Origin of the sequence: Methylocaldum sp. RMAD-M (genome assembly GCF_017832375.1) — a bacterium.
GTDB lineage: Bacteria > Pseudomonadota > Gammaproteobacteria > Methylococcales > Methylococcaceae > Methylocaldum.
Genome location: NZ_JAFIBZ010000035.1, coordinates 39,896 through 52,844, shown reverse-complemented (window position 1 = coordinate 52,844; position 12,949 = coordinate 39,896). Strand labels below are relative to the sequence as shown.

Sequence of the window (12,949 nt, the reverse complement as noted above, 5' to 3'; positions counted from 1 at the left end):
TCCCTCCCCGCCACCCGCGGCACTCAAAACCGCCAGCACCGGAAGAGCTGCACATTATTCCCTAACCCACCCCCCCCTGTCAACTGCTCGGGTTTAATAATTTAACTTTTGCGATTTTCCGTTTTCCTACCTGGACGATGTAAGACGCCCCTGCTTTCAAGGCGACCTGTCGGTCAGAGATCTTCTCCCCGTCAACTTTTACGCCGCCTTGAAGAATGAGGCGGTTCGATTCCGAGGTGCTAGAAGCCAGCCCCAGGTCTTTAAGAAGATTCGCTATCGGGTAGCCGGCTTCCCCCGCTGTCAGCTCCTGCTCTTCGAGATCTTCAGGAATCAAACCCTGCTTAAAGCGGGCCTCAAAATTCTCCAAAGCACTCTTGGCCGAAGTCGATCCATGAAACCTAGTCACGATTTCTTGCGCGAATCCAACTTTGTAATCGCGCGGATTCGCTCCCTCACTGCAGTGCCGTTTCCAAGTGCCGATCTCAGATAACGGGGTAAAACTCAGCAGCTCCATGTAACGCCACATCAAATCGTCGGATATCGACATCAGCTTTCCGAACATTTCATCAGATGGCTCGGCAATTCCGACGTAGTTGCCCAGCGACTTCGACATTTTCTGCACGCCATCCAATCCTTCTAGGATCGGCATCGTGATAACGACTTGAGGCTTCAGCCCGAACGCCTCCTGCAATTGGCGTCCGACTAACAGATTGAATTTTTGGTCCGTCCCACCCAATTCAACATCAGCCTTCATAGCGACCGAGTCGTACCCCTGAATGAGCGGATAGAGAAATTCATGGATCGCTATCGGCTGTCCGCTCTTATATCTATTGTTGAAGTCATCCCTCTCCAGCATTCGTGCGACAGTGTGTTTAGCGGCCAACTGAATCAACTCCGCCGAGGTCATGGCGTTCATCCAACTGGAATTGAACATAACCAGGGTCTTTTCGGGGTGCAAAATTTTATAAATTTGCTCCTCGTACGTCCGGGCATTCTCGATGACCTGGTCGCGGGTCAAAGGTTTCCGGGTAGCATTTTTTCCGGTGGGATCGCCGATCATTCCGGTAAAGTCGCCGATGAGGAATATGGCCTCATGCCCCAGATCCTGAAACTGTTTCAACTTGTTCAAAAGGACCGTGTGCCCGAGATGCAGATCCGGTGCCGTGGGATCGAAGCCGGCTTTTACGCGCAGAGGGCGCCTTTCGCCCAACTTCTTGATTAGTTCATCTTCTCTGATGATCTCCGCCGTGCCTCGTCCAATCAATGCTAATGCTTCGTCGACAGACATAGAGAAACCCTGTTGATCGTTTTGGATAAAAAACCACGAATTGTAAAACAGCGGGCAGATTTACGTCGCTCAGAATTGGTTTGAAGTGTGCACAAGCGGGATCGATGCTTCGCTTGCGGATGTCAATGAAACCCGCTCATCGTCCGTGCGATTTGGAGCATTTTTCATTAGACTTGTCGAAGTATGGGTGATTCTATACCAGTGCCAGCAACCGCCTAACAAATACAATCGATCGAGCATACAACCGTTTAGAACCTTCGCCAGCAGGTAGATAGATAATTTGACAAACCTGATTCTCTACCTCGCCTCATGACTCAAGTTCACTTTATTAGCCGTTATCTCGTCATTCCGGCGGTTTTGACGCTTCTCGTTCTGCTCGCATTGAGCATAGAAACCAAGCCATTGGTGCCGCCGAACCAAGATCCCACCTACGAGTATCTGGCCAGAACTCGTCAACTGCTCAGCACGACGGTTCAGCTCACGCAGACTGACAATCCTGAGCGATTGATCGTTCTGACGGCCAACGATCTGACCGCCGCCGCTAACTTCGCTCTACTTAAAAAGAAATTCGAAGGCCATGCCAATTGCACGATCAGAAAAAACCGATTGAAACTCATTGCAACCATTCGATTGCCGACAAATTTGATTCCGCTTTTTCTCAATTTCAGAGTCATCGCCGATGACGCCGAACCGCATGCGGTCATCAAGCAGGTCAAACTCGGCCGTTTGGCCATGCCCAGAGTGGTGGTCAAATGGCTATTGAACGGTTTCTTGAACTTTACGCCGCTATTTCGATATAGCCAGGTCGGTCATCAATTGGTCAAGGAAATCCGCATTGTCGATGGGCAGCTACAGGTGGCTGTCAACTGGAACCGCGACGCATTGAGCCAGGCAAAGGGGTTAATAACGGATTTGGCCGATAAAGAGCGATTATTGGTTTACAACGACAAGCTGGCCGAAACCATCAATCAATCACAACTGAAGCGATTCATACGACTCGGCTCTTTGATGCAACAACTATTCGCCTTGGCCAAGAGCAGATCCGAAGGTAACGGCGACCCTATCGCGGAAAACCGCGCGCTTATCTTAGTTTTGAGCGCATACGTTAACGGTAAAAACATCGTTCAGTGGCTTCCGTTAAATCACCAACCGGTAATTCCTTCCCGGCGCGAGGTTCTCCTTAACCGTCGCACGGATACCGCCCAACACTTCATGGCGTCAGCGGCGTTGGCGATGTCCGGTCACAGTACCTTGGCGAACATGATCGGCCTCGCCAAAGAAATGAATGATACCCACAGTGGCAGCGGTTTCAGTTTCACCGATTTAGCCGCCGATCATGCCGGTACACTGTTCGGCAAGACCGCAGTACGCTCGGAAGAAAAGGCACGCAGAGTACAGAATATTCTGAGCCAGAGTGCCGACGAATCTTTGTTTATGCCGAACATCAAAGACTTGCCGGAAAATTTGAGTCCCGCCGATTTCGCGCAACGTTTCAAGGACATCCAAAGTCCCGAATTCAATGCGTTGAAACAGCAGATCGAAGAGCGAATCCTGGCTTGCAGTCTCTATCAGCCGTAATCCCCCTAAGGCGCCGTAGACGAAATAATTATCCCTGTCGTGAATATAGCGATGTCCGGCGCGCGCAAATAAAAAAGCCAGCTCGAAACGAGCTGGCTTTTTGCGAAACGCCGACCGTTGCGGTTATTCGTAATTGAACGTCTTGTCCGCATAGCTCGGCAGGCGCGGCATTTCCTGTTTCGGGAACTCGCCGGTCAGAGCATTGAGGAAAGCTACAAGATCCCCGGTTTGCTCCGGCGTCAGATCTTTGTTCAACTGAAGCTTGGCCATGACTTTAACGGCGTCCTCCAAGTTCTTGACTTTGCCGTTGTGGAAGTAAGGCGCGGTCAAGGCGGCGTTGCGCAGCGTCGGCACCTTATACATGTGCTTGTCGGCTTCGTTCTTGGTCACGTCGTAACGGCCCAAATCCTTGGAAAAATCGTATTGGGCCTCGAGATAACCGTTCTGATAAGTGGGAAACTTCATGAAGAAACCCGTGCCCTCAGGCAATTGCGGGCCATTGAAAGCGGGCCCCGAATGACAGCTGCTGCAACCGACTTCGGCAAAAGTATTCATGCCCCGCACCTGCTGCGCGGTCATGGCATTCTTATCGCCGTTGACGTATCGGTCATAAGCGCTGTTCGGCGTAATCAGCGTCCGCTCGTAGGCGGCGATCGCCTTGGCGGCGTTATCGGCGGTAACGGAATCGGCACCACCGAAAGCAGCGGAAAACGCCTGTACATAACCCGGAATAGACTTCAAGCGAGCAACCACGTCGTCCCAGCTTTTCATGCCCATTTCGATCGGATTGGTAACCGGCCCCTTGGCTTGCGCTTCGAGGCTCGGTGCCCGCCCATCCCAGAATTGCACCGAATTGAAGGCAGAGTTCCAAACGGTCGGGGCGCTGCGCCCACCCACCTGTCCGCGCACGCCTACGGAGCCGCCGCGGTTATCCTCGCCGCCGCCCATCACATTGTGGCAAGAACTGCATGACACCGTGCCGCTAGAGGACAAACGGGGGTCGTGATAGAGCATTTTGCCCAATTCGACTTTAGCGGGCGTGCTCGGATTATCCGCGGGCTCCGGCGCCTTGCCCGGCAAAGCTTGCCACTCGACCGCCGCAGCAGTCATCGACGCCCCTGCCAGTGCCAGAGCACTGATTAGTAGATTCAGCTTAAACATAGAATGCTGCTCCTCTCTTCTATTTATTGGGTTCTTCGGCGACGGAAAGGCCGTCGCATCGCTCTATGGAGATAGGGGAAAACCCTTATATTGAATTACTTTGACAATTGCAACCGGAAGCACGGAACCGCACGAGCGCGAAGGCTCGAACCTTCGGAACGGTAAGAAACGGACGAGGCAGGAAATATCGCCGAGGGTTTCGCTACGCGGATCGCTTAGGCCGAAAGAAGACGGTTAGGGTAGGGTACGATCCGCGGCAACCAGCCAGAGCATTTTCGTACCTACCCTGCGGGAACTCGCGAGTAGGTCGGCAATCCTTTGCCGACCTACGAATACGTGAGTCGATTTACCCTGGCCGATGGCGCCAACGACGTCCGCCAAGCCTGTTATGCCGTATGAGCGAGATAAAAACGCACTAGTCGTGCAGCATCCCCTGGCGGACCACGAGATCCGCAACGCTCTCCAGTCCCTCGCCCGTCTTGAGATTGGTGAAGACGAATGGCCGCTCGCCGCGCATCCTCTTGGCGTCGCGCTCCATAACGTCCAAAGAAGCCCCAACATAGGGCGCGAGATCGATCTTGTTAATGACCAGGAGATCCGAGCGGGTAATGCCCGGCCCGCCCTTACGAGGAATCTTGTCCCCGGCGGCCACGTCGATGACATAAATGGTGAGATCGGCCAATTCCGGACTGAAGGTGGCGCTCAGATTGTCGCCGCCGCTTTCGACCAGCACGAAATCCAGCTCCGGGAAGCGATGGCATAGATCATCCACCGCTGCGAGGTTCATCGAAGCGTCCTCCCGGATCGCCGTATGGGGGCAGCCGCCGGTTTCCACGCCCAGAATGCGCTCTTCGGGCAACGCCTGGCTGCGGATCAGGAATTGCTGGTCTTCCCTCGTGTAGATGTCGTTGGTCACCACGCCAATCTCATAGCGCTCCCGCATCAGCTTGCACAAGGCGTCCACCAGCGCGGTCTTGCCCGAACCCACCGGACCGCCGACGCCCACTCTCAATACGTGCCGATATTGATCAGTCATTTCGTTGCTCTTATGAACGGAATAATCGCGAGTACTGCACCTCGTGACGGCTGCTGGCTAGAGCCAGGCCGAAGGCACTCCCGCCGATCTCGTCATCGCTCAGATCGAGCGCTGTCTTCACTCGCTCCGGAAGATGTTCCGCCAGTTGGCTTAGCAGCCGCTGTCCCGCCGCCTGGCCCAAGGGCACGAGCTTGACCGCGCACAAAACCTGGTTTTCCAGCCAACTCCAAAGGTAACCCAGCAATGCTTCGAACTTCGGGATCTTCCAGCTTACCGCCGCCAAGCTGAAACCCGTGGCGAGAGTGGCGGACGGGTGCCGTATCCAGGCCTCTGCCCTCTCGACGCTCAAGCCGACGAGAAGTCTCACCAAGGCCTGTCCACTCTGCCGGTCCTCCGCCCGCAACTCGCTCGTCTCTCGGCAGGCCAGAAGATGGATGCTCCAGCGCTCGACCGAGGCCACATCGCCTTCAGCCCAGGCATCGTAGAGGCGCGACAGACACGGCAAATCGGTTCTGGTTTGACAGCGTTCCAGAATGCCGGCAATCCACTCGCCCGCCTGCCGCTCATTTCCGATCCAGCCATCCTCTACCGCGCGCTCCAGGCCTTGCGAATAGCTGTACATGCCGATGGGCAGCGCCGGACTGACCAGTTGCAGCAGTCTCACCAGCCCCAGATCAGTGATCATGGTTGTGAGCCCCATGATAAGCCCCGCGTTCCGGTTCGAAAGGCATCAACGCATGCTCGATCGTGAGCCCCAATCCTCGCACCATGTCGTCCAAGACGTGATCCCGCAGATAACGCAGTTCCCCACTATCGATTTGTAAAGCGACATGCCGGTTGCCCAAGTGGTAACAGGCGCGTGCGAACGATAGGGCATCGGCGGTCCGTACCACCGATACCGGCTCCGCCGCCGCGCGCACCAACACCACGCGGCCATCATCGGCTAGCAAACGGTCGCCGTCGCGAAGAACGGTACCGCGAGGGAGAAAAACGCCTGCTTCGGCCCCGCTGTCCAGGCGTACCAGCAAACGGGATTTCTGGCGAGCCTCGTAAAGCAGGGTCAGGGTGTCGTGATGCTCCGCTCCCGGCGGGGCCAATTCTGCGAGTCTAGTCATGCCCCAAGAATCAAAACAGGAAGTACCGTTGGGCCAAGGGCAGCACGTTCGCCGGCTCGCAGGCCAGCAATACGCCGTCCGCGCGCACCGCATAGGTTTGCGGGTCGACTTCGATTCGCGGCATGTAGTCGTTGTGAACCAGCTTGCCTTTACCGATGCTTCGGGTATTCGAAACGACGCCGACGAGCTTTTGAAGTCCAAGACGTTTCGCAACCTCTGCTTCGGCCGCCGCCTTCGATAGAAAGGTCATCGAGGTGGCCTGGCAAGCGCCGCCGTAGGCGCCGAACATGGGGCGATAATGTACCGGCTGCGGCGTCGGAATCGAAGCGTTGGGATCGCCCATGGGCGCGGCGGCGATCATCCCGCCCTTGATGATGAGACTGGGCTTCACGCCGAAGAAAGCGGGCGGCCACAGCACCAGATCGGCCAGCTTGCCGACTTCCACCGAACCCACCTCGTGGGCGATGCCGTGGCTGATGGCCGGGTTGATGGTGTACTTCGCGATGTAGCGCTTCACGCGGAAATTGTCGTGCCGTGCCGGATCTTTCGGAAGACTGCCCCGCTGAATCTTCATTTTGTGGGCGGTTTGCCAGGTGCGCGTGATCACTTCTCCCACCCGTCCCATGGCCTGCGAATCGGACGAGATCATGGAGAATGCTCCGAGATCATGCAGAATGTCCTCGGCAGCGATCGTCTCCCGGCGGATGCGGGATTCCGCGAAAGCGACGTCCTCGGGAATGCTCGGGTCCAGGTGATGGCAGACCATCAGCATGTCGAGATGTTCGTCCACCGTATTGACTGTATAAGGTCGGGTGGGATTGGTGGAGGAGGGCAGCACGTTGGCTTCGCCGCAGGCTTTAATGATGTCCGGGGCATGGCCACCGCCGGCGCCTTCGGTGTGATAGGTATGAATGGTGCGCCCCTTGAACGCGGCGATCGTGTCTTCTACGAAGCCGGATTCGTTCAAGGTGTCGGTATGAATCGCCACCTGCACGTCGAAACGATCGGCAACCGAGAGGCAGCAATCGATAGCGGCCGGCGTCGTGCCCCAGTCTTCGTGCAGCTTCAATCCCATCGCCCCGGCGCGAAGCTGCTCCTCCAGCGCCTCCGGCAGACTGGCATTGCCTTTCCCGAGAAAGCCGATGTTCACCGGCAAGCCGTCCACCGACTGCAGCATGCGATGGATGTTCCAAGGTCCCGGCGTACAGGTGGTGGCGTTGGTGCCGGTTGCGGGGCCCGTGCCGCCGCCGATCATGGTGGTGATGCCGGACATCAGGGCTTCTTCGATTTGCTGCGGACAGATGAAATGGATATGCGCGTCGATGCCGCCCGCCGTGAGAATCTGGCCCTCGCCCGCGATGACTTCGGTGCCGGGCCCGACAACGATGTCGACGCCGGCCTGGGTGTCCGGATTGCCCGCCTTGCCGATCCCGGCGATCCGCCCGTTCTTGATGCCGACATCGGCTTTGACGATACCCCAATGGTCCACGATCAGCGCATTGGTGATGACCGTGTCCACCGCGGTTTCCGACGTGCATTGGCTTTGCCCCATACCGTCGCGGATCACCTTGCCGCCGCCGAACTTCACTTCGTCGCCGTAAACCGTCCGGTCTTCCTCCACCTGGATGAAAAGCTCGGTGTCCGCCAGCCGCACGCGATCTCCGGTGGTCGGGCCGAACATTTCGGCATAGGCTTGCCTCCCGATCCGGCTCATAAGGCCCCCATGATCTTCTGTTGAAACCCGTAAACGCGGCGCTTGCCCGCGAACGGCACCAGCCGCACCTCGCGCGTCTGGCCCGGCTCGAAGCGCACCGCAGTGCCCGCCGGAATGTCCAGCCGATAGCCCCGCGCCAGATCCCGATCGAAACGCAAGGCCGAATTGGCCTCGAGGAAGTGATAATGGGAGCCCACCTGGATCGGCCGATCGCCGGTATTCGCCACGACCACGGTAATAGCCTCGCGTCCCGCGTTCAGCTCGATCTCGCCGTCTTCGACGATGATTTCTCCGGGTATCATCGAGTCTCCCCCCTACAAAATCGGATTGTGAACCGTCACCAGCTTGGTGCCGTCCGGAAACGTCGCCTCCACCTGCACCTCCGGAATCATCTCCGCCACGCCATCCATAACATCGTCCCGGCTCAGCAGAGTGCGTCCGTATTCCATCAGTTCCGCGACGCTGCGCCCTTCCCTCGCGCCTTCCATGATGGCGGCGCTGAGATAGGCCACCGCTTCCGGGTAATTGAGCTTCAATCCCTTGGCCTTGCGCCGCTCGGCGAGCAGCGCGGCGGTGAAGAGGAGCAGTTTGTCTTTTTCGCGTGGGGTTAATTGCATGGCCGGTACTACATTCAAAAACGAAAATTCATGGGTAGGGTGGGTTAGACGCGCCTCCTTTGACCCTTCCCTTTACACTACCTTCGTGCGCGTCGCAACCCACCAGATTAGCCTTTGAGCTTGCCCCGAACGTCGCCGGTGGGTTACGGCACGCATCAAACTCGCGTCTCAACCGGAAAGGTAATCGGAAAGCGTGCCTAACCCACCCTACATTTAAAGGTCATCAAGTCGCCCAAATCCTCGGCAAGCATGCCTTCCGGCCGATGACGTCCGGACGAACGGCCCGCCACAACTCGACCAACAGCCGGCGCAGCGGTTCGATCTGACTATCCAGTGCCCGGCACACCAGCAAACCGTCGATCAGCGTGGCTCCGAAGCCGGCTCGATCGCCCGCGATTGCCCGCACCGACTCCAGATTTTTCGGAAGCGCGGGATAGGCGAACAAGCTTGCGGCTATCGGCTGCCCCTGCAAGCCCCAGTTCGCGTTCAAAACCTCCTCATCCACCTCGAACCGTTCGATCAGCAGCGGCCGTCCGCTCACCCGCACCGACCAGCAAAACGCAGCCCTTCCCCGATCGAACGTTTCGCCGCAGGCCGGCTTACCGAGGCAAAAGCTTTCCCAGCCGATAAACCGCGCCGTTTCCGCCAAGTCCACGTCCACCTCCGAAACGACGCGAGCCCCGCGATAGAAAATCGACTCCTGCGGAAGCCATTCGAGCGCAGCGACGTCGTTCACCGCCAAACGCACCGTCTGCCGTGCCGGCATATCCTCGCTCCGATAGAACTTTCCCGCAGCGGGCGTGGTGATCAGAGCCCTACTCTCCTTTCCGGCCGTTGCCCGAATGTCCAGACGATCGCCCCCGACGACGCCGCCCGGCGGATGCAGAAGATACACGTGGCAAACCTCTCCTTCCGGATAAAACGGCCTTTGCACCGCAAGCGGGCCGCGGTGCCGCCGCTCCGCCAGGACGGTCCTGTCGCCTCGGGATTCGAAACCGAGCTTGAGTTCCGCCGCCCAACCGGGGCCTCCCAATTCTTGGGCCAACAAGCGAGCCGCCTAGCTTCCCGCCAGAAGGTAGACCCCCACCCCCGCGCAAAACGCTCCGAGCGCCTTACGCAGCAAATCGAGCCTGCCGACGGCCGCACCGAGCAGCATACCCAATCCGTGCAAGACTGCGGTCGCGATCAAAAATCCCCCGGCGTAGTGAAACGCGCCCATGTCCCGCCCGATCTCCTCGGCATGGACATAGCCGTGGAAAAGCGCGAACCCCGCCGCCAAAGCGCCCGCGAGACCGTAGCCCGCGCGCCAGTTGACGACGAGAACCAGCCCCATCACGGCGACCGAAAGCGCCACCGCCATCTCGGCGGACGGCAAAACCAAACCGAAATGCTGTAGACCCGCCCCGACCACCATCACGGTAACGAAGGATAGCGGTACGAGCAACAAGGCGCGACCGCCCAACGCGGCAGCCCAAACACCGACTGCGAGCATGGTCAGCAGATGGTCCGGTCCCATGAAGGGATGCGCGAATCCGGCAGTAAACCCGTGTATCGAATCCGCGCCGGTGTGGGCGAACACGCCTTCGGGCAGTGTGCCCAAGCTCACGATAACCGCCAGGCTGTGGAAAAACCGCTTACTCATAAATTCTCCCAAAAATCGAAATCGGTAATGGATCTACCAAGGCCCTTCCCAGTAGGTCCCAAAAACCCTTCGACAAGCTCAGGGCGAACGGGCTACTGAGATGGACTCTAAGCTACACGGTCAGATATCGCCGCACCAAATCTTCCGTCAATTCCGCCATGGCTCCGCCGGCGACGATGCGTCCCTTGTCCATGACCAGGAACCGGTCGGCCACGCGCTTTACGAAATGCTGTTTCTGTTCCACGAGGAGAACCGTTACCCCCATTTCCCGGTTGACGCGCACGATGGCATCGCGGATCTCGTCCGCCATCGACGGCTCGCGTTTCTCGAAATGGACCTCCTTCCCCCGCGCCCGGTTCAGGCGGATGATCACGTCGCCGATTTCGCTGACGATGTTGGGCTGTATGCCCTCGGTGGGTTCGTCGAGGATCAGCAGCTTGGGTCTCAGCACCAGCGCCCGGCCGATGGCGAGTTGCTGCTGCTGACCGCCGGAAAGATCGCCGCCCCGGCGGCGCAGCATGGTCTTGAGCACCGGGAAGATCTCGAAGATTTCCTCAGGGATGCGTTTGGACTTGTCGCCGCGCGCCCGGAGTCCGGTCCTGAGATTTTCCTCCACGGTCAGCATGGGAAAGATTTCCCGCCCCTGCGGGACATAGCCGATTCCGAGCTCCGCGCGGCGTTCCGCTCGGAGCGCAGTCAGCGAACGATCCTCATAGCGAATCTCGCCCGAGCGCGAGGGCAGCAGCCCCATGATGCATTTCAGCAGCGTGGTCTTGCCGACGCCGTTCCGCCCCATCAGGGCCACGCTGGACCCGGCCGGAATATCGAGACTCAGATCCCAGAGCGTGTGGCTTTCGCCGTAGTATTGATTCAGTGCGGCAACGCTCAGCATCAGGCCCCCAAATAGACTTCGATGACGCGCGGATCGTTCTGCACCTCGTCCATGCGGCCCTCGGTCAATACGGAGCCTTCGTGCAGCACGGTGACCTTGCGGGCAATCGAACGCACGAACTCCATGTCGTGCTCCACCACCACGACCGAGTGCTTCCCTTCCAGCGACAACAGCAGCTCGGCGGTCCGTTCGGTCTCCTGGTGGGTCATCCCCGCCACCGGTTCGTCGACCAAGAGCAGCTTGGGCTCCTGCATCAGCAGCATGCCGATTTCCAGCCATTGCTTCTGGCCGTGGGACAGCTCGCCGGCCCGCCGGTCGCGGTGGGCAGTCAAGCCGACGGTCTCCAGCACTTCGTGGATCGCATCCCGCTGCTCCCCGGTCAATCGCGCGAACAGGGTCGGCCACACCCGCTTGTCGGTGCGCATGGCCAGCTCCAGGTTTTCGAACACGGTTTGCTTCTCGAACACACTGGGCTTCTGGAATTTCCGGCAGATGCCGGCTTCGGCGATGGCCGGCTCGTCCAGTTCCAAAAGATCCAGGGTTTGGCCGAAATAGATCGTACCCTTGTCCGGCCGGGTCTTTCCGGTGATGACGTCCATCATCGTCGTCTTGCCGGCGCCGTTCGGCCCGATGATGCAGCGCAGTTCGCCTTCGTCGATGTACAGGGTCAGCGCGTTCAGCGCCCGGAATCCGTCGAAGCTGACCGTAACTTCTTCCAGATAGAGTATCGGCTTGTGCGCCGGCTCGATCCGGCGTTCGGCGACGGGTTCCTCATGCACCGGAGTGCCTGGAATTGCAGCCTTTGCGGCGTTTGCGGCGATCATGCGGCTTGCTCCTTTCGACGCCAAAACCCGGTCAGGCCTTCCGGCAACAATAAGGTGACCAGTACGAATATCGCCCCCAGGGCGAACAGCCACATTTCCGGCAGCACGCCGGTGAACACGGTCTTGGCGTAATTCACCAGAACCGTGCCGACCACCGCGCCGTAAAGCGTTCCGCGACCGCCGACCGCGACCCAGACGACGATCTCGAGCGAGTTCAGCGGCGAAAATTCGCTGGGATTGATGATGCCGACCTGGGGTACGTACAAGGCCCCGGCAATGCCTGCCAGAACCGCGGAAAAGACGAACACCCAGAGCTTGAACTGCTCGACCCGGTAGCCCAGAAACCGGGTCCGGTTCTCCGCATCGCGGATCGCCGCGACCACCCGTCCCAGCTTCGATTCGACCACCAGCCGGCTGGCCGCGTACGCCCCTATCAACGCAATCGCCGAGGCGGCGAACAGCGCCGCGCGCGTGCCGTCGGACTGGAGATTGAAACCCAGAATGTCCTTGAAATCGGTCAGGCCGTTATTGCCGCCGAAGCCCATCTCGTTGCGGAAGAATGCCAGCATCAGGGCGTAGGTCAGCGCTTGAGTGATGATGGAAAGATAGACGCCGGTCACCCGCGAGCGAAACGCAAGCCATCCGAACACATAGGCCAGCAGGCCCGGCGCCAAAGCCACCACGAGGAGAGAGAACCAGAAATGATCGAAGCCGTACCAGTACCAGGGCAATCCCTGCCAGTTGAGGAAGACCATGAAATCCGGCAGAACCGGATTGCCGTACACGCCGCGTTCGCCGATCTGCCGCATCAGATACATGCCCATGGCATAGCCGCCCAAGGCAAAAAAAGCGCCGTGGCCCAGGCTCAGGATGCCGCAATAGCCCCAAACCAGGTCCACGGCCAGCGCCAGCAGTGCGTAGGTCAAGTATTTGCCCACCAAGGTCACGGTGTAAGTCGAAAGGTGCAAGGGCGACGATTCTGGCAAGGCCAGATTCGCTAGCGGAACGAGCACGGTTATGACCGCCAGCACCGCCAGAAACGGAACGTCGACCGCCGATTTCCGCAATAAACTGAACGCCAT

14 protein-coding genes are annotated in these 12,949 nt (G+C 58.6%); 1 reads left to right on the top strand and 13 read right to left on the bottom strand.

Annotated features, from left to right (window positions below; all coding sequences use genetic code 11):
- Positions 1-79: 79 nt before the first annotated feature.
- Positions 80-1,288: a tyrosine--tRNA ligase gene (gene tyrS / locus JOD69_RS21750; protein WP_086135681.1), complete on the bottom strand. Its 1,209-nt coding sequence runs from the start codon at positions 1,286-1,288 to the stop codon at positions 80-82.
- A gap of 309 nt (positions 1,289-1,597) precedes the next feature.
- On the opposite strand from tyrS, the gene JOD69_RS21745 reads away from it, so the two are divergent.
- Positions 1,598-2,866: a hypothetical protein gene (locus JOD69_RS21745; RefSeq protein WP_086135682.1), complete on the top strand. Its 1,269-nt coding sequence runs from the start codon at positions 1,598-1,600 to the stop codon at positions 2,864-2,866.
- Between the two features lie 123 nt (positions 2,867-2,989).
- On the opposite strand, the gene JOD69_RS21740 is transcribed toward JOD69_RS21745, so the two are convergent.
- The 12 genes from JOD69_RS21740 to urtC form a co-directional block, all read right to left on the bottom strand.
- Complete coding sequence (locus JOD69_RS21740) at positions 2,990-4,027, bottom strand: cytochrome c peroxidase (protein ID WP_077731681.1); 1,038 nt, start codon at positions 4,025-4,027, stop codon at positions 2,990-2,992.
- Positions 4,028-4,442: 415 nt separating this feature from the next.
- A complete protein-coding gene (gene ureG, locus JOD69_RS21735; protein WP_086135683.1) occupies positions 4,443-5,063 on the bottom strand; it encodes an urease accessory protein UreG in 621 nt (206 codons plus the stop codon).
- Positions 5,064-5,073: 10 nt separating this feature from the next.
- Positions 5,074-5,748, bottom strand: a complete 675-nt coding sequence (locus tag JOD69_RS21730; RefSeq protein ID WP_086135684.1) for an urease accessory protein UreF — start codon at positions 5,746-5,748, stop codon at positions 5,074-5,076.
- Positions 5,738-6,178, bottom strand: coding sequence for an urease accessory protein UreE (ureE, locus tag JOD69_RS21725; RefSeq protein WP_077731677.1), 441 nt, complete (start codon positions 6,176-6,178; stop codon positions 5,738-5,740). The genes JOD69_RS21730 and ureE overlap by 11 nt, the downstream gene beginning before the upstream one ends.
- Before the next feature lie 10 nt (positions 6,179-6,188).
- Positions 6,189-7,892, bottom strand: a complete 1,704-nt coding sequence (gene ureC, locus JOD69_RS21720; RefSeq protein WP_077731676.1) for an urease subunit alpha — start codon at positions 7,890-7,892, stop codon at positions 6,189-6,191.
- A complete protein-coding gene (locus tag JOD69_RS21715; RefSeq protein WP_086132803.1) occupies positions 7,889-8,194 on the bottom strand; it encodes an urease subunit beta in 306 nt (101 codons plus the stop codon). Before JOD69_RS21715 ends, ureC begins: the two co-directional genes overlap by 4 nt.
- Positions 8,195-8,206: 12 nt before the next feature.
- Positions 8,207-8,509 carry an urease subunit gamma gene (ureA, locus tag JOD69_RS21710; RefSeq protein ID WP_086132804.1) on the bottom strand — a complete coding sequence of 101 codons (303 nt, stop codon included), beginning with the start codon at positions 8,507-8,509 and terminating at the stop codon, positions 8,207-8,209.
- 223 nt (positions 8,510-8,732) lie between these two features.
- Complete coding sequence (locus JOD69_RS21705; RefSeq protein ID WP_205780927.1) at positions 8,733-9,557, bottom strand: urease accessory protein UreD; 825 nt, start codon at positions 9,555-9,557, stop codon at positions 8,733-8,735.
- A gap of 9 nt (positions 9,558-9,566) precedes the next feature.
- A complete protein-coding gene (locus JOD69_RS21700) occupies positions 9,567-10,151 on the bottom strand; it encodes a HupE/UreJ family protein (protein ID WP_086132805.1) in 585 nt (194 codons plus the stop codon).
- A 112-nt stretch (positions 10,152-10,263) separates the two neighbouring features.
- A complete protein-coding gene (locus JOD69_RS21695) occupies positions 10,264-11,043 on the bottom strand; it encodes an ABC transporter ATP-binding protein (RefSeq protein WP_077731672.1) in 780 nt (259 codons plus the stop codon).
- Positions 11,043-11,867: an urea ABC transporter ATP-binding protein UrtD gene (urtD, locus tag JOD69_RS21690; RefSeq protein ID WP_086132806.1), complete on the bottom strand. Its 825-nt coding sequence runs from the start codon at positions 11,865-11,867 to the stop codon at positions 11,043-11,045. The genes JOD69_RS21695 and urtD overlap by 1 nt, the downstream gene beginning before the upstream one ends.
- The gene (gene urtC, locus JOD69_RS21685) at positions 11,864-12,949 is read right to left on the bottom strand and encodes an urea ABC transporter permease subunit UrtC (RefSeq protein ID WP_210024278.1); all 1,086 of its coding nucleotides are present in this window, start codon (positions 12,947-12,949) and stop codon (positions 11,864-11,866) included. Before urtC ends, urtD begins: the two co-directional genes overlap by 4 nt.

Bases quoted from the DNA above. Each gene is read 5' to 3' on its own strand.
- urtD (WP_086132806.1), bottom strand. From the start codon at position 11,867: ATGATCGCCGCAAACGCCGCAAAGGCTGCAATTCCAGGCACTCCGGTG.
- ureA (WP_086132804.1), bottom strand. From the start codon at position 8,509: ATGCAATTAACCCCACGCGAAAAAGACAAACTGCTCCTCTTCACCGCC.
- ureG (WP_086135683.1), bottom strand. From the start codon at position 5,063: ATGACTGATCAATATCGGCACGTATTGAGAGTGGGCGTCGGCGGTCCG.
- JOD69_RS21745 (WP_086135682.1), top strand. From the start codon at position 1,598: ATGACTCAAGTTCACTTTATTAGCCGTTATCTCGTCATTCCGGCGGTT.
- JOD69_RS21740 (WP_077731681.1), bottom strand. From the start codon at position 4,027: ATGTTTAAGCTGAATCTACTAATCAGTGCTCTGGCACTGGCAGGGGCG.
- JOD69_RS21700 (WP_086132805.1), bottom strand. From the start codon at position 10,151: ATGAGTAAGCGGTTTTTCCACAGCCTGGCGGTTATCGTGAGCTTGGGC.
- ureE (WP_077731677.1), bottom strand. From the start codon at position 6,178: ATGACTAGACTCGCAGAATTGGCCCCGCCGGGAGCGGAGCATCACGAC.
- ureC (WP_077731676.1), bottom strand. From the start codon at position 7,892: ATGAGCCGGATCGGGAGGCAAGCCTATGCCGAAATGTTCGGCCCGACC.
- JOD69_RS21730 (WP_086135684.1), bottom strand. From the start codon at position 5,748: ATGATCACTGATCTGGGGCTGGTGAGACTGCTGCAACTGGTCAGTCCG.
- tyrS (WP_086135681.1), bottom strand. From the start codon at position 1,288: ATGTCTGTCGACGAAGCATTAGCATTGATTGGACGAGGCACGGCGGAG.
- JOD69_RS21695 (WP_077731672.1), bottom strand. From the start codon at position 11,043: ATGCTGAGCGTTGCCGCACTGAATCAATACTACGGCGAAAGCCACACG.
- urtC (WP_210024278.1), bottom strand. From the start codon at position 12,949: ATGGCGTTCAGTTTATTGCGGAAATCGGCGGTCGACGTTCCGTTTCTG.
- JOD69_RS21715 (WP_086132803.1), bottom strand. From the start codon at position 8,194: ATGATACCCGGAGAAATCATCGTCGAAGACGGCGAGATCGAGCTGAAC.